Annotated in this window: 15 protein-coding genes; 9 read left to right on the forward strand and 6 right to left on the reverse strand. The window is 53.9% G+C overall.

Annotation, left to right across the window (positions count from 1 at the left end; genetic code table 11):
- Nucleotides 1–33: 33 nt before the first annotated feature.
- From GTPT_RS07420 to GTPT_RS07460, 9 genes are all read left to right on the forward strand, one after another.
- Nucleotides 34–645, forward strand: coding sequence for an RpoE-regulated lipoprotein (locus GTPT_RS07420; RefSeq protein WP_025903601.1), 612 nt, complete (start codon nucleotides 34–36; stop codon nucleotides 643–645).
- 119 nt (nucleotides 646–764) lie between these two features.
- Nucleotides 765–1,664 (forward strand): Dyp-type peroxidase, encoded by a 900-nt coding sequence (locus tag GTPT_RS07425; protein ID WP_025903600.1) that lies wholly within the window; start codon nucleotides 765–767, stop codon nucleotides 1,662–1,664.
- Nucleotides 1,665–1,899: 235 nt separating this feature from the next.
- Nucleotides 1,900–2,913, forward strand: coding sequence for a thiosulfate ABC transporter substrate-binding protein CysP (gene cysP, locus GTPT_RS07430; RefSeq protein WP_029990921.1), 1,014 nt, complete (start codon nucleotides 1,900–1,902; stop codon nucleotides 2,911–2,913).
- Nucleotides 2,913–3,746, forward strand: a complete 834-nt coding sequence (cysT, locus tag GTPT_RS07435; protein ID WP_025903598.1) for a sulfate/thiosulfate ABC transporter permease CysT — start codon at nucleotides 2,913–2,915, stop codon at nucleotides 3,744–3,746. The genes cysP and cysT overlap by 1 nt, the downstream gene beginning before the upstream one ends.
- Nucleotides 3,746–4,621, forward strand: coding sequence for a sulfate/thiosulfate ABC transporter permease CysW (gene cysW / locus GTPT_RS07440; protein WP_029990923.1), 876 nt, complete (start codon nucleotides 3,746–3,748; stop codon nucleotides 4,619–4,621). Before cysT ends, cysW begins: the two co-directional genes overlap by 1 nt.
- Nucleotides 4,611–5,699 (forward strand): sulfate/thiosulfate ABC transporter ATP-binding protein CysA, encoded by a 1,089-nt coding sequence (gene cysA / locus GTPT_RS07445; RefSeq protein ID WP_029990925.1) that lies wholly within the window; start codon nucleotides 4,611–4,613, stop codon nucleotides 5,697–5,699. Before cysW ends, cysA begins: the two co-directional genes overlap by 11 nt.
- An 82-nt stretch (nucleotides 5,700–5,781) precedes the next feature.
- On the forward strand, nucleotides 5,782–6,672 hold the full coding sequence (gene cysM / locus GTPT_RS07450) for a cysteine synthase CysM (RefSeq protein ID WP_029990926.1): 891 nt from the start codon (nucleotides 5,782–5,784) through the stop codon (nucleotides 6,670–6,672).
- A 115-nt stretch (nucleotides 6,673–6,787) separates the two neighbouring features.
- Nucleotides 6,788–7,468, forward strand: a complete 681-nt coding sequence (locus GTPT_RS07455) for a response regulator transcription factor (RefSeq protein WP_025903594.1) — start codon at nucleotides 6,788–6,790, stop codon at nucleotides 7,466–7,468.
- The gene (locus GTPT_RS07460) at nucleotides 7,465–8,898 is read left to right on the forward strand and encodes an ATP-binding protein (RefSeq protein WP_029990927.1); all 1,434 of its coding nucleotides are present in this window, start codon (nucleotides 7,465–7,467) and stop codon (nucleotides 8,896–8,898) included. The genes GTPT_RS07455 and GTPT_RS07460 overlap by 4 nt, the downstream gene beginning before the upstream one ends.
- A 15-nt stretch (nucleotides 8,899–8,913) precedes the next feature.
- Here the strand turns inward: GTPT_RS07460 and arnF are convergent, their stop codons facing one another.
- The 6 genes from arnF to arnC are packed head-to-tail and all read right to left on the reverse strand — an operon-like array spanning nucleotide 8,914 to nucleotide 15,132.
- Nucleotides 8,914–9,297: a 4-amino-4-deoxy-L-arabinose-phosphoundecaprenol flippase subunit ArnF gene (gene arnF / locus GTPT_RS07465; RefSeq protein WP_371190695.1), complete on the reverse strand. Its 384-nt coding sequence runs from the start codon at nucleotides 9,295–9,297 to the stop codon at nucleotides 8,914–8,916.
- The gene (arnE, locus tag GTPT_RS07470; protein WP_025903591.1) at nucleotides 9,297–9,632 is read right to left on the reverse strand and encodes a 4-amino-4-deoxy-L-arabinose-phosphoundecaprenol flippase subunit ArnE; all 336 of its coding nucleotides are present in this window, start codon (nucleotides 9,630–9,632) and stop codon (nucleotides 9,297–9,299) included. The genes arnF and arnE overlap by 1 nt, the downstream gene beginning before the upstream one ends.
- On the reverse strand, nucleotides 9,629–11,269 hold the full coding sequence (gene arnT / locus GTPT_RS07475; RefSeq protein WP_029990928.1) for a lipid IV(A) 4-amino-4-deoxy-L-arabinosyltransferase: 1,641 nt from the start codon (nucleotides 11,267–11,269) through the stop codon (nucleotides 9,629–9,631). Before arnT ends, arnE begins: the two co-directional genes overlap by 4 nt.
- A gap of 10 nt (nucleotides 11,270–11,279) precedes the next feature.
- Nucleotides 11,280–12,173 carry a 4-deoxy-4-formamido-L-arabinose-phosphoundecaprenol deformylase gene (gene arnD / locus GTPT_RS07480; protein ID WP_025903589.1) on the reverse strand — a complete coding sequence of 298 codons (894 nt, stop codon included), beginning with the start codon at nucleotides 12,171–12,173 and terminating at the stop codon, nucleotides 11,280–11,282.
- Complete coding sequence (gene arnA, locus GTPT_RS07485) at nucleotides 12,170–14,152, reverse strand: bifunctional UDP-4-amino-4-deoxy-L-arabinose formyltransferase/UDP-glucuronic acid oxidase ArnA (protein WP_029990930.1); 1,983 nt, start codon at nucleotides 14,150–14,152, stop codon at nucleotides 12,170–12,172. Before arnA ends, arnD begins: the two co-directional genes overlap by 4 nt.
- Complete coding sequence (arnC, locus tag GTPT_RS07490) at nucleotides 14,152–15,132, reverse strand: undecaprenyl-phosphate 4-deoxy-4-formamido-L-arabinose transferase (protein ID WP_025903587.1); 981 nt, start codon at nucleotides 15,130–15,132, stop codon at nucleotides 14,152–14,154. Before arnC ends, arnA begins: the two co-directional genes overlap by 1 nt.
- Nucleotide 15,133: the final 1 nt, after the last annotated feature.

A 15,133-nucleotide genomic window follows, 5' to 3' on the forward strand; every position in this document is an offset into this window, starting at 1 on the left:
CATTAGCTGAATGCGTAAGGAACAGAAACTTCGATGAAATTGTTAAAAACCGCACTGCTGACCAGTGCGATGTTACTTGCCGGTTGTGCCGGCTCCGGCCAGAGCACAGTCACAGAAAGCAGCGTTCACTGGTGGAACCCGTTGACCTACTCCTGGTCATCGGTGCTGCCGTGGCACTGGTTTGGCAGCACGATGAAAGTCACCGCGCAGGGGGTTGGCGGACTGAACAGCCTGACGCCGATGGACGGATCAGCTATTCATCAGGCGCTGGGGAGCGATTATCACCTCCGTCAGGGGATGGGGACAGAAAACGGAGATATTGTGACTTTCTGGCAGGCGCTGAAGCAGGGACAGGTTATGCTGGAGATTCAGGGACAGAGCACGATTTCCAGGATCACCGTCACCGACCCGGCGATCGTTACTGCTGACGGTGTACATATTGGCAGCCCGTTCTCTGCCATTTTCAGCCAGGCCTTTGGTCACTGTCAGTCAGCGGATAACGGTGACAGTGTTCAGTGCCGCTCTCCTGTTGCCGGAAATATACAGTATATCTTCCGGGGAGAAGGACATGGTCCGGAAGGCATTATGCCTGCCGATGCGACGCTGAAAAACTGGACCCTGACTAAAATTATCTGGCAGCAATAGCCGGCTCTGCAGAGCAGGGATGACTGAGCATATCCCTGCTCTGTGACAGGTTATTATTTTGTTTTTCCGGTATCATAATCCCAAAATACAGACTGTTTGGTCATACCGGAGATTATAACGTGACGCATTTTCAGACCGGCATTCTGCCGGAACATTGCCGTGCTGCTATCTGGCTTGAAGCCAGTGTCAGCGGAGACCTGACGCAATTAGGGCCGAACATCCGGCAGTTTCTCGCCCGACAACAGGAATTACAGCAAAAATTTCCTGATGCGGTGCTCAGTTCGGTGATTGCCTTCGGACCGGGGTTGTGGCGTGACCTGCATCCTTCAGCCACTTCTGCCCCTGAACTGAAAGACTTTACCCCGCTGGGGAAAGGGATGGCACCTGCGACCCAGCGTGACCTGTTGATTCATATTCAGTCTTTACGCCACGATGTAAACTTCGCTCTCGGTCAGATTGCCTGTGAACTGTTTGCCGGGCTGCTGGACATCAACGAGGAAACACAAGGTTTCCGTTGGATCGAGGATCGTGACCTCAGTGGTTTTATTGATGGTACCGAAAACCCGCAGGGGGATGGCCGCCGTCAGGTGGCAATTATTGAAAACGGTGAAGATGCCGGAGGCAGTTACGTCTTCACTCAGCGCTGGCAGCACAATCTCGGGCAGTGGAATAAATTGCCGGTCAACCGTCAGGAAGCCATTATCGGCCGTACCAAAGACACCAGCGAAGAACTGCCTGCTGATGAACGTCCTGTCACATCCCATGTGAGCCGGGTGGATTTGAAAGAAGCAGGTAAGGGCCTGAAAATTTTGCGTCAGAGTCTTCCTTACGGCAGCGTCAGCGGTGTTCACGGGCTTTATTTTATTGCCTATTGTGCTCGCCTGCACAATATTGAACAGCAGTTGCTGAGTATGTTCGGGGAGACCGATGGCAAGTTTGACGGATTACTGCGTTTTTCCAAACCGGTGACCGGGAGCTATTATTACGCCCCGTCGCTGGCACAGCTTGACGCGCTCTGACGCTACTGGCGGGCTTTCGTGCATCTGCCTGCCCGTGCTTATTGGCGATGGCCGGTGCATGGCAGGCGGGGCACACTCTTTCCGCGCGCTGTTTGCCATCCTCCGGCTATCCTTATGCAATTTTAGACTTTGAAAGCAATAAAAAGTATATAAAACTGCTACAGCTTTCCCCTGAGAAATAAATACACTGATTATGCGGCTATCGGGTGTCGCGTGGGTACTCAGGGGTAATTTAATGGATCTCTCAGGAAAAAAATGGGCCGGTGCGGCGTTATTGTCGCTGGCGTTCGTCAGCACTGTTCAGGCGACGACTCTGCTGAACTGTTCTTATGATGTTTCCCGGGAGTTATTCAGTGCGCTGAACCCGTTGTTTGAAAAACAATGGGATCAGGCACATCCGGATGACCCTCTGATCCTCCGCCAGTCACATGGCGGCTCTTCCCGTCAGGCGCTGACCATCCTGCAGGGGCTGCGCGCAGATGTCGTGACCTATAATCAGGTCCCGGATGTGCAAATCCTCCATGATAAAGGCCATCTGATCCCGGCGGACTGGCAGCAGCGCTTGCCGGATAACAGCTCACCTTTTTATTCCACCATGGCTTTTTTAGTCCGTAAAGGAAACCCGAAGCATATCCATCAGTGGGCGGATTTAACGCAGCCCGGGGTGAGCCTTGTCTTTCCTAATCCTAAAACTTCCGGTAACGGGCGTTATACCTGGCTGGCTGCCCTCGGGGCGGCCGAAAAAGCTGACAGTAACGATCCGGCAAAGCCCCGGGCGTTTATGACCCGGTTTATCCGCAATGTCGCGGTATTAGATACCGGCGGACGCGGTGCCACCACCACCTTTGCTGAACGCGGCATCGGGGATGTGCTGATAAGTTTTGAATCCGAGATCAACACCATTCGTCAGCAGTACCCTGACGCCGGTTATGAAGTGATTGTGCCGCGGACCAATATTCTGGCGGAGTTTCCCGTGACCTGGATCGATAAAAATGTGGCTGAGCAGGGCCATACGGCGGCCGCGAAAGCGTATCTCAATTTTCTTTACAGCCCGGCCGCTCAGAAAGTGCTGACCCGTTTTTACTACCGGGTCAATAATCCACAGTTAATGTCGGAGAATAAAGCCCGCTTCCCTGAAGTCACCCTGTTCCGTGTTGAGGAGCAGTTTGGTGGCTGGGAGCAGGTGATGAAAACACAATTCGCTACCGGCGGAGAGTTTGATCAATTGCAGTCAGCAGGACATAAGTAATGATACGAAAGCGTCATAAGCGGGTATTACCGGGATTTGGATTAAGTTTAGGGACCAGCTTGTTTTTTACCTGTCTGATCCTGTTATTACCGATAAGTGCATTACTCATTCAGTTATCAAAGATGACCTGGTCAGAGTACTGGCATGTGATCACCGACCCGGAACTGGTGGTGGCTTATAAAGTCACCCTGCAGTCGGCGGCGGTGGCGGCGATATTTAACGCCTTTTTTGGCATGCTGATGGCCTGGATTTTAACCCGTTATCGGTTCCCCGGCAGAACGTTTCTTGATGGTCTGATGGATCTGCCTTTTGCCCTACCGACGGCGGTGGCGGGTCTGACCCTGGCCGGATTACTGGCCCCGTCCGGCTGGTACGGGCACTGGCTGGCTGAGCATGGCATTAAAGTCGCCTACACCTGGCTTGGGATTTCTGTGGCGATGGCCTTCACCAGTCTGCCGTTTGTGATCCGAACGGTACAGCCGGTACTGGAAGAGCTGGGGCCGGAATATGAAGAAGCGGCTGAAACGCTGGGGGCGAGACCCTGGCAGACGTTTTTACGGGTGATCCTGCCGGAAGTGGCACCGGCTCTGATGGCAGGGACTGCGCTCTCTTTTACCCGCAGCCTGGGAGAATTCGGCGCGGTGATCTTTATTGCCGGTAATATTGCCTGGAAAACCGAAGTGATTTCACTGATGATTTTTATTCGTCAGCAGGAGTTTGACTTCCCGGCCTCCAGTGCGATTGCCTCCGTTATTATGGCGGCATCATTACTGTTACTTTTTGCCATTAACGTGCTGCAGAGCCGTTATGGTCGTCGTATCGGAGGTCACTGATGAGCGATATCACGACAGGGTCTGTTGCCTTTAAAAAATCACTCCCGTGGGGGAAATATCTGCTGATCACCGTGGGCGTCCTGTTGTCTGTGCTGATCCTGGTGATCCCGCTGATCTCCATTTTATGGGAGGCGCTGGGAAAGGGGGTTCTGGCCTCGCTGCATAATCTGGAAGACCCGGACATGCTGCACGCTATCTGGCTTTCCGTGATGATTGCATTGATCACTGTACCGGTGAATCTGGTCTTCGGTACGTTGCTGGCCTGGCTGGTGAGCCGCTTTAATTTCCCTGGCCGGCAGTTATTGCTGACGTTGTATGACATTCCGTTTGCCATGTCCCCGGTCGTGGTGGGACTGCTGTATCTGCTGTTCTGGGGGATTAATGGTCCCGCGGGGCACTGGCTGGATGCCCATAATATCCAGGTCATGTTTGCATGGCCTGGCATGGTGCTGGTCAGTATTTTCATCAGCTGCCCGTTTGTTATCCGTGAACTGGTTCCGGTCATGCTAAGTCAGGGGAACCAGGAAGATGAAGCGGCAGTATTACTGGGAGCCAATGGCTGGCAGATGTTCTTCAGGGTGACATTACCGAATATCCGCTGGGCCCTGTTGTATGGTCTGGTGCTGACCAATGCCCGTGCGCTGGGAGAGTTCGGGGCCGTGTCCGTGGTGTCCGGCTCCATACGCGGTGAAACCTACACCCTGCCTCTGCAGGTGGAATTACTCCACCAGGATTACAATACCGTCGGTGCTTTCACGGCCGCCGCGTTACTGGCTTTAATGGCTATCGTTACACTTTTTCTGAAAAGCGCACTGCAATGGCGACTGGAACGTCAGCACCAGCGCCAGCAACAGGACGGCAATTATGAGCATTAATATTGAGAAAATTAATAAATCTTTTGGCAAAACATCGGTACTGAACGATGTATCGCTGGATATTGCTTCCGGTGAAATGGTAGCTCTGCTGGGGCCGTCCGGTTCGGGTAAGACGACTCTGCTACGCATTATTGCGGGGCTGGAGCACCAGAACAGCGGGGCAATTTCGTTTCACGGGCGGGATGTCAGTCACCTGCATGCGCGGGATCGCCATGTCGGATTTATGTTTCAGCACTATGCGCTTTTCCGCCATATGACGGTCTCCGACAATATTGCTTTCGGGCTGACCGTCTTGCCACGCCGCGAACGTCCCGCGGCGGCTGACATCCGAAAGAAAGTCAGCAACCTGCTGGAAATGGTACAGCTTTCGCACCTGGCTAACCGCTATCCGGCACAGCTTTCCGGCGGGCAGAAACAGCGTGTTGCACTGGCCCGTGCGCTGGCGGTTGATCCACAAATTCTGTTACTCGATGAACCTTTTGGCGCACTGGATGCCCGGGTACGTAAAGAACTGCGCCGTTGGTTGCGTCAGTTACACGAAGAGTTGCAGTTTACCAGCGTCTTCGTGACCCATGACCAGGAAGAAGCCATGGAAGTGGCGGACAGGATAGTGGTGATGAGTCAGGGCAATATTGAACAAACCGGGACGCCGGAGCAGGTATGGCAGCAGCCTGAGTCCCGGTTTGTGCTCGAATTTCTCGGTGAAGTGAACCGTTTTGACGGCCACATCACAGGCGGTGCCTTACAGGTCGCCGGGCAGTCCTGGCCGCTGAATGACACGTCCGGTGTTGAAGGGGAGGTGGAGCTATTTTTGCGTCCCTGGGAAGCGGAAATTCGTCATGAGCCTTCCGTCGGCACACCATTGGCAGTTAAAGTGCTGGAAGCCAGCCCGCGCGGGCACTACTGGCAAATCATCGCCGAACCGCTGGGCTGGACGGGTGAACCTCTGACCCTGGTGAGTGAGCAGTCATCTGCCCCTCCGGTCCGCGGTCAGACGCTGTATATCGGTGTTCAGAACGCACGTGTCTATCGGGGGGAGCAGAGGTTACAACCTGTTGCCTTTGCGAAAAGCGCCTGATATTTTCATTTCATTGTCTGTAAAACAGCCTGGTGCTTATCGTGACCAGGCTGTTTTCGTTTCTCTGTGCAGGTAACTCGCCGTGATAACTCTGGAAAATACTATCGGTAATACCCCCCTTATTCGTTTGCAACGGCTGGCTCCGGATAATGGCAGCGAAGTCTGGGTAAAACTCGAAGGGAATAATCCGGCCGGCTCGGTCAAAGACAGAGCGGCTTACTCGATGATCCATCAGGCCGAATCTCGTCAGGAGATCACTCCCGGCGATACTCTGATCGAAGCCACCAGCGGTAATACCGGCATTGCTCTGGCAATGATTGCTGCGATGAAAGGTTACCGGATGGTATTACTGATGCCGGATAATATGAGCCTTGAGCGTCAGGCAGCAATGAAGGCTTACGGAGCAACATTGATACTGGTCAGCCGGGAGCAGGGGGGCATTGAAGGGGCCCGTGACCTGGCACTGCAGATGGCAGCCGACGGGCAAGGGAAAGTGCTTGATCAGTTCAATAATCCGGATAATCCGCTGGCCCATTACCGGACCACGGGGCCCGAAATCTGGCAACAAACGGCAGGCAGACTGACACATTTTGTCTCCAGCATGGGGACGACCGGAACGATCACCGGGGTCGGACGTTATCTGAAACAACAGGATCCTGCGGTGCAGGTGATAGGCTTACAGCCTGAAGAAGGCTCTCAAATTCCCGGCATCCGCCGCTGGTCAGACGCTTACCGGCCGGGTATTTTCAGCGCTGAATGGGTTGACCGGACAATCGATATGTCACAAACGCTGGCCACAGAGACCATGCGGCAGCTGGCCCGTTGCGAGGGGATATTCTGTGGTATGAGTTCCGGGGGGGCTGTGGCTGGTGCATTAACGATTGCGAAAGAAACGCCCGGGGCGAAGGTGGTGGCGATTATTTGCGATCGCGGCGATCGCTATCTTTCTACCGGGATCTATGACGTATTTTGAACAAGGCGTTTAGCGCATCCCTGGCCATAAAATGTTGTAAGGATCGCGTAAATTCTGCGGTCAGTAACGGAATAACCGGTCAGAATATACTGAATACAGAGACAGAGAGTGTGACATGAAAATATTACTGGTTGATGATGATCACGAGCTGGGGACGATGCTGAGTCAGTACCTGGAAGGCGAAGGCTTTGCGACTGAGCTGGTGATGACCGGCAAAGAGGCGATCAGTCAGGCGGCTTCGGGTCAGTTCAATGCAGTAATTCTGGATATTATGTTACCCGACATGAGCGGGATTGATGTGTTGCGGCAGATCCGCCAGCAGGGACGTTTACCGGTGATTATGCTGACCGCGAAAGGCGATAATATTGATCGGGTGATCGGTCTGGAAATGGGTGCGGATGATTATATGCCCAAACCCTGCTACCCCCGTGAACTGGTGGCCCGCTTACGTTCGGTGATGCGACGTATTGACGAACATGCAGTGGTGCCGGAGAAAAAAGAGTTACTTACCTGCGGTGAGCTGACGCTGAATTCTTCTACCCGTACCTCCGCCTGGCGTGGCGAAAACTTTGATCTGACCGCCTCTGAGTTTAATCTGCTCGAACTTCTGATGGCAGCCAGCGATCGTGTGGTATCGAAAGACGAATTATCAGAAAAAGCGCTGGGGCGACAGCGTGAAGCCTATGATCGCAGCGTCGATGTTCATGTGAGTAATATCCGTCAGAAACTGAGTAAGCTGACCGATGATCAGGTGAACATCGAAACCGTGCGCAGCATTGGTTACCGGATACGATGAATACCGATTACCCGGGACGGTTGTTCTGGAAAATGCTGTTACTTTTCTGGCTGGTGTTTCTGATCATCAGCCAGTTCCTGTGGCTGGGATTCAGCATGTTCGGTAATTTTGAACCTCCGAGCCAGAAAGAAGCCCGGCGGATGCTGAACCTGCAACTGGAATCTGCTGTATCGGCGGTACAGGCCGCCGGACCTGAGGGTATTGCGACACTCACTGCGGGCTGGCCGGAGAATATGAAGCAGGTGTTCAGGGTCAGCGTCAGTCCGCAACAGCCCGGGCGGCTGCTACCTCTTACCCATCTGCCGGCGACTGGCGGGCAGGGGGGGCTTCCGCAGGCGCTTATGCACCGTCCGGACAGTGTTCCGCAAACAGTCTCTTCCCCCCTGTATATGTCCTCCGGACAAATTTATCGTCAGGTGACCGGCCCGCATGGCGTGGTGTATGACCTCTGGTTCAACCTGCGAGCTTTCCGGCATCAGCAATCGTACGACCATTCGATCATTCAGCGTTTCCTGCATATTCCGATGCCTATGGTGATCATGTTTGTTCCTATGGGGCTGATGATGAGCCTGTTGCTGGCATGGAACCTTACCCGCCCGATGCGACAATTCCGCGAGGGGTTCAGACAAGTGTCTACCGGTGACTTATCGGTCAGGCTGTATCACAAAATGCAGCGTCGCCATGATGAATTGTCGGCGGTGGCACGTGACTTTGATGCCATGGTGGAACGACTGGATGTGCTGGTGAAAGCCAGAGAAGAGCTGTTGCACGATATCTCCCATGAACTGCGTACACCGCTGGCAAGGCTGCAACTGGCAACGGCGCTGGCCCGTCAGACGCCGGAAAATGTGGAAAATTCGCTGGAGCGGATCGATAACGAAGCGCATAAGCTCGATAAAATGATCGGTGAATTACTGACGTTATCAAGGGCAGAGCATGACTCGCCAGATGCTGATCAATACTTTGACCTGACCAGTCTGCTGGACGTAGTGGTTGCTGATGCCCGGTTTGAAGCGCAGATCCCGCAGGTGAAAATTGCTGTCAGTTATGACACCCGAGCCGATTATATGGTGCAGGGGAACGCAGAGATGATCCGCCGGTGTATTGAAAATGTATTGAGAAATGCATTGCGTTTTTCCACCGCAGGACAGTGCATTGATATTCAGTTATCTTCCGCACCGGAATGGCTGACGCTGTTTATCAGGGACCAGGGGCCGGGGGTAGAACAGGATAAACTTTCCAGCATTTTTGACCCGTTTGTCCGTGTAAAGTCAGCACAATCCGGAAAAGGTTACGGACTTGGGCTGGCGATTGTGCGTAAAATCATTCTGGCCCATCATGGTTCTGTCAGAGCACAGAACCGGCCTCAGGGAGGCCTGGAAATTATGCTGCGTCTGCCACACTGGGGTGCCGGTGGGTCGTCACGCTGATACCGTCAGGCCGGATCAGCGTGACGGCTGTGACGGCAGGCAGACCAGGATCACCCCGGTGATGATAAGCCCGATACCCGCCAGTGCGGACAGTGAAAAGTGTTCACCGTGCAATCCGAGCCAGAGGGCTACCCCCCAGACCAGAATATAGCTCAGGCTCAGTAAGGCATAAGCTTTACTGAGCGCCAGCCGTTTCAGGGCCATAAACCAGCACCCCATCGAGAGAGCATAGCCGAGGAGCCCCGCCAGCAGCAGCCCGGTGATCATCGGATGATGCAGCATGAAAAGAAGAAGCGCCATCAAATCACCCGCAGGCGGGAGCGATGTCATGGCCTCTTTCATGGCCAGTTGTGCGCTGCTTACCAGTAATACGCTGAGTATCGCCCAGAAATATCCCATCAGATCCCCCGGCTGAGTAACAAAATACCGCCGATAATACAGGCTATACCCAGCCAGTGACGCCGGCTGACAGGTTCATGCCACAGCCAGCGTGCGGCCAGCGTTATCCAGATAAAATTCATACTTAGCATCGGATAGGCCAGGCCGACGGGCAGGGTACGAAGTACCTGAAGCCAGAGCAGCATCGCACACCCGAGGCAAAGCATCGCCAGGCCGAGCCACAGGCAGAGATGGCGTAGCACTGGTCGCCCCGTTGTTCCGGAGGCTGCCTGTTTCTGGCATAACTGTCCCAGACAGCTCAGCACACTGGAGAACAACAGGACGAGGACGGTCATTTTTGTGGCCCGTATTCTACATAGAGCAGACGACCCTGCTGGTAGCTGAAGTCAGGCGCAGGAAGCTGCATCCCGGAAAGACTTTCACCTTTATTGGTTTGCAGAACCATTGAGACACCCTGGTTGCGATGGTCAGCCAGCCAGGCCGGAAACGCTTCGCGGGTAATAAAGCGGCCTTTGGCATCCGCATAACTCAGGCCATAGGTAAGCTCGCCTTTTTCATCATAGAGGTCAATATCCGAACGCTTCAGGTGCCAGGCTATCCCGGAGGCAATCCCCACCCGGTTAGACAGGATATAGCGGCTTGTCGTCAGGTGCGGGGTCATCTGATCAAGAAAATGCTGAGGCTGTTTGCTGTCCCTGATAGACGTCGGGATCACATATCCCACCAGCAATGCGAGTCCTAAAGGGCACAGCGCGGCAGCCAGTCGGAGCTTGCCATGACGCAGTAGTGAGAGACCGCCGAACAGTGCCCAGCTCAGAAAAATAGCCAGTGCCAGCAGGAAACGGGTACCTTCCTGTGGGCGATAGAACGGATGTGACGGCATATGCCAGCTCACCACCAGCAGAAGGATCCCGGTCGCACCGAAAATGAGATTGATCCAGCCATTCGCGTTAATGGTTCTCCGGGAGGCATTCAGCAGAGCTTTTCCCAGCAGAATGGCCAGCGGAGCAAAGCAGGGCAGGATATAGGTCGGTAATTTCCCTTTCGCGATGCTAAAGAAGATCAATGGCATAATCACCCATCCAAGCAGGTAAATGGTGCCCGGGTGAGTATGGCGGCCCTGCCAGCCATTTTTCAGTGCCGCTGGCAGATAACCAAGCCAGGGCAGACAGCCGCCCAGAAGAACAGGCAGATAGTACCAGACCGGGGCTTTATGCTGAGCATCCGGTTCGGCAAACCGCTGAATATGTTCAATCCAGAAGAAGTAGTGCCAGAAGTCAGGCTCTCTGGCATTGATGGTCAGTGCCCAGGGCAGAGTAATGAGCAGGCAACTCAGTACGGCCAGCGGCCCAAATATCAGCACCTCGCGCCAGCGTCGTGTCGTCATGACCCACGGAATAATACTGATCACCGGTACGGCCAGGGCAAGGAAGCCTTTGGTCATAACGCCCAGACCACAGGTTACCCCCAGCACCAGGTACCAGGCAGCCCGGCCCCCGGTCGTCGTCGCGGTTGCAGCCCGCCAGAAGCTGACCATCGAAGCCGTCAGGCAGAGCGCTATCATCGGGTCAAGGACTGCGTAAGTCCCGATGCCATTGACCAGCAGACAGGTCAGATAAATTCCGCCTGAAATAAGGGCCAGTTTTTTATCCCGCCACATCAGCCAGGCCAGCCAGCCCGCCAGTAAAGCGCACAGCGATACCGAGAAGACGGAGCCGAAACGCACCGCAAAATTGTTATGACCAAAGATCATCTGGCTGACATTATTGACCCAGTACCCCATGACTGGCTTCTCAAAATACCGTAATCCCAGAAAATGCGGATCTGCCCAGTGATGTGTGACCAGCATTTCACGGCTGATTTCAGCATAACGTGACTCATCAGGCTGCCAGAGCGCACGAGTTTGCAGTGGAAACAGATAAAAAAGAGCATACAGCAGTAGCAGGCATACTCCGTATTTAGTGGCTTTCATCATATAAATATTATCGTTGAAGTGACTGACAGCCCAGCCAGCCTTCACGGCCAGGCACATGGCCGCGGACTATTTTGCCGACGGGCAGCGATGCATCAGTTTCAGGAAGCAATTCACTGAGCGGTACGAACCGGATACCTTCCTTACGGGCAGCAGCCAGCAGGCGGGCAAAATCTTCCCGGTATGCAATTCCTTCGACTTCGGCATGGATCGTATAGACAGGGGTACCTTCGTCGTTATGCATCGCATCCAGGATAAAGCGATTGAACCCCTCAGGACGGATATCCCGGCCGACAACTTCATCCCAGGTAGGTAAAGTGACCGGGATTTGCACCGTACCCCGGGTACTTTCGTTCAGTTCGGGAAGAAACGGGCCAGTCCCCCGGCAATCACTGTTATAGCGAAAGCCGAAAGGTTGTTTGGCTTTGACTACCCGCTGGTCAGCCCGCCACCCGGCGACGGCAGAACAGGTCACCTCCGTACCGGTAATCGCTTCCAGGGCTTCTTTCCCCCGTCGGATCTGTTCAGTGAGCTCTGTCGCTTTCCAGACGCCAGCCCAGGTTTGCCAGGCATGATGATCCCAGGCATGCAGCCCGGTTTCATGTTCCCCCGCGGCCCTGCGGATAATGCCGGCATTGCCGGTGCCTATCTTCCGGCCCGGCCAGGCCGTTCCGGCCAGCAAAATATCCCAGCCATACAGGGAAGGGGCACCTGAACGCAGCATTTTCAGGAAAAAAGCCGGTTTAATCAGGCGCCACAGATGGCGCCCCATATTGTCCGGTCCGACAGAAAAGAAGAATGATGCACGGATATCTTCCGCGGCCAGCATATCCAGCAGCGCGGGAACCCCCTGGCGGGTGCCCCGCCAGGTGTCAACATCAATGCGCAGACCGACTTTTTTCATCGGGTCTTTTCCGGTGTTGTGACCGTATTGAGGAAGAAGTCGAGCGTCTCTTCAACCGTCTTCTCCATTCCGATGGCGGGTGTCCAGCTAAGCAGCCGTTGGGCGTTACGGATATTCGGTTTTCTGTGCTCAACGTCCTGATAACCTTTACCGTAGTAGCTGCTGCTTTCGATATCACGGTATCCGGCAAACGGCGGGAATTGTTTACGCAGCGGGTGACGTTCAAAGCAGCGGTAAAGCATTTCGGCCAGTTCGCGGATGCTGGCTTCATTTTCCGGGTTACCGATGTTAATGATCTGACCGTCGCAGTTACCCTGTTTATTTTCGATAATGCGGAACAGGGCTTCAATACCGTCAGCGATGTCGGTGAAGCAGCGTTTCTGGCGTCCGCCATCAACCAGTTTAATCGGTGAGCCTTCCACCAGATTCAGTATCAACTGAGTGATGGCACGGGAACTCCCGATCCTTGCTGAGTTGAGGCTGTCGAGGCGCGGACCCATCCAGTTAAACGGACGGAACAACGTAAAGCGCAGTCCTTCTTTTTCGCCATAGGCCCAGATAACCCGATCCAGCAGTTGTTTTGAGACCGAATAAATCCAGCGCTGTTTATTGATGGGGCCGACCACCAGATTAGAGCTGTCTTCGTCGAACGTTTCATCCGTGCACATGCCATAGACTTCGGAAGTGGATGGGAAAATGATCCGTTTTTTATATTTCACACAGCCACGGATAATTTTGAGGTTCTCTTCGAAATCCAGTTCAAATACCCGTAAAGGGTTACGCGTATATTCGACCGGCGTGGCAATGGCCACCAGTGGCAGAATGACATCACATTTTTTGATGTGATAGTCGATCCATTCGGTGTGGATCGTAATATCACCTTCGACAAAATGGAAACGCTCATTACCAAGAAAACGGCTGACCGCATCTGAGCCGATGTCCATGCCAAAGACTTCATAGTTGTCATCTTTCAGCAGGCGCTCGGTCAGATGATTACCGATAAAGCCGTTAACACCCAGGATAAGTACCCGGGTGCGTTTTTTCTGTGCCACGACCGGCTGAGTACTGATCAGCGAGCCCTCGGTCAGGCCTAATGGACGTACGAGTTCGCGGCCCTGCATATAGACGCTTTGTTCGGTCTGACCGGTCACTATCTCCAGCGCGCCCTGACCACAGGCAATCACCAGCGGAGAGACGGACAACACCTGGCCCGGCCTCGCCGCAGGTAAATCGGTATGTACCCGTGATTTCCAGACGATAAATTTAGTATTGCCGACATAACTGAACGCCCCCGGCCAGGGCTCACTGACGGCTCGTACCAGATTATGTAAGACCGTCGCGGGCTGAGTCCAGTCAAGACGACCATCTTCCGGTGTCCTGCGGCCAACGTAAGTTGCCTGGTGTTCATCCTGGGGGGATAGCGTGACATTCCCCTGGCTGATGGCGGGCAGAGTCGCCTGAAGCAGCTCACGAGCGGCTTGTGTCAGTTTTTTATGCAGTCGCAGTGCATCATCACTGTCGGCAATCGCGACCCTTTGCTGAGAGACAATACCGCCGGCATCCGCACGTTTCACCATTTTATGTAATGTCACACCGGTTTCTGTTTCACCATTGACCAGCACCCAGTTCAGTGGCGCGCGTCCGCGGTAACGGGGCAGCAGGGAGCCATGCAGATTATAGGCACCTGCCGGAGGTATACTCAGGATCTCCTCTGAGAGCAAATCCCGGTAATAGAAAGAAAAGATAATGTCCGGGGCGCTTTCGCGAAGCCTTTCCACCCATAACGGATGATTCACGTTGTCAGGTGAGAACACAGGGATGTTATGTTCAGCCGCAAGGTGTGCAACAGAACCGTAAAAATGATTTTCGGACGGATTATCCAGGTGTGTAAAGATGGCTGTAATATCGAACCCGGCTTCAATCAGCGCTTCGACGCCCACACATCCCATGTCATGATAAGCAAAGACGACAGCTTTCATTATAATTGATCCTCATTAGTTGACGAAGTTGCGTGATTAACGACACGCTGTACGAAATAACGCGGGCGGGCACGGACATCGCTGTAGATCCTGCCGATATATTCACCCAGCAATCCCATACCAATAAATTGTGCGCCGATAAAAATGAATAACACGGCGAACAGCGTGAAAACCCCTTCAGCGGCCCAGTGAGCACCAAAAATCAGTCTCAGTACCACCAGCAGAAATGCGAACAGGAAGCCTGAACAGGCGATAAGTGCTCCAACCACACTGAGCATTCGCAGTGGCGTGGTCGTAAGACAGGTCACCAGGTCATACATCAGGTTTATCAGGCGCATAAAGCTATATTTTGAGGTGCCGTGTTCACGTTCCGCATGATGAACCGGGATCTCGGTGGTGTGACGGGCGAAGGTATTAGCCAGAATGGGGATAAAGGTACTGCGCTCCTGACAATGCAGCATGGCTTCCACGATAGGACGCCGGTAGGCCCGCAGCATGCAACCATAATCCCCCATCGCTTTACCGGTGGTACTTTGAATAAGCCGGTTGATCATCCGTGAGGCAATTTTTCTGAACGGGCTATCCTGACGGTTTTGCCGAACTGTCCCGACGACGTCATAGCCCTGCCGTGCGGCGTCGACCAGGGCGGGGATCTCTTCCGGCGGATTCTGCAGGTCAGCATCCAGTGTGACAATCAGGTCACCGGTAACATAGCTGAAGCCTGCCATAATGGCGGAGTGTTGCCCGTAGTTACGATTCAGCAGGATGGCAACGATGTGACTGTCAACCGCTTCCGCAGCGTCAATAATCTGTTGTGCTGAGTTATCGCTGCTACCGTCATCAATAAGCAGGATCTCATACCCGGTGTTCAGCTGCCGGCAGGCAGCGGTGGTCCGGGAAATCAGGTCAGGCAGACTCTCCTGCTCATTATAAACAGGTATCACGACAGAAACTTTATTCACAGGGGTTGGTGTTCGCATC

Source organism: Tatumella ptyseos ATCC 33301 (assembly GCF_000735525.1).
GTDB classification, from domain to species: domain Bacteria; phylum Pseudomonadota; class Gammaproteobacteria; order Enterobacterales; family Enterobacteriaceae; genus Tatumella; species Tatumella ptyseos.

Coding starts and splice junctions, on each gene's coding strand:
- arnC (WP_025903587.1), bottom strand. CDS start 15,132: ATGCGAACACCAACCCCTGTGAATAAAGTTTCTGTCGTGATACCTGTT.
- arnD (WP_025903589.1), bottom strand. CDS start 12,173: ATGAAAAAAGTCGGTCTGCGCATTGATGTTGACACCTGGCGGGGCACC.
- GTPT_RS07455 (WP_025903594.1), top strand. CDS start 6,788: ATGAAAATATTACTGGTTGATGATGATCACGAGCTGGGGACGATGCTG.
- cysT (WP_025903598.1), top strand. CDS start 2,913: ATGATACGAAAGCGTCATAAGCGGGTATTACCGGGATTTGGATTAAGT.
- arnE (WP_025903591.1), bottom strand. CDS start 9,632: ATGACCGTCCTCGTCCTGTTGTTCTCCAGTGTGCTGAGCTGTCTGGGA.
- GTPT_RS07420 (WP_025903601.1), top strand. CDS start 34: ATGAAATTGTTAAAAACCGCACTGCTGACCAGTGCGATGTTACTTGCC.
- arnF (WP_371190695.1), bottom strand. CDS start 9,297: ATGGGATATTTCTGGGCGATACTCAGCGTATTACTGGTAAGCAGCGCA.
- arnT (WP_029990928.1), bottom strand. CDS start 11,269: ATGAAAGCCACTAAATACGGAGTATGCCTGCTACTGCTGTATGCTCTT.
- cysP (WP_029990921.1), top strand. CDS start 1,900: ATGGATCTCTCAGGAAAAAAATGGGCCGGTGCGGCGTTATTGTCGCTG.
- arnA (WP_029990930.1), bottom strand. CDS start 14,152: ATGAAAGCTGTCGTCTTTGCTTATCATGACATGGGATGTGTGGGCGTC.
- cysW (WP_029990923.1), top strand. CDS start 3,746: ATGAGCGATATCACGACAGGGTCTGTTGCCTTTAAAAAATCACTCCCG.
- cysA (WP_029990925.1), top strand. CDS start 4,611: ATGAGCATTAATATTGAGAAAATTAATAAATCTTTTGGCAAAACATCG.
- GTPT_RS07460 (WP_029990927.1), top strand. CDS start 7,465: ATGAATACCGATTACCCGGGACGGTTGTTCTGGAAAATGCTGTTACTT.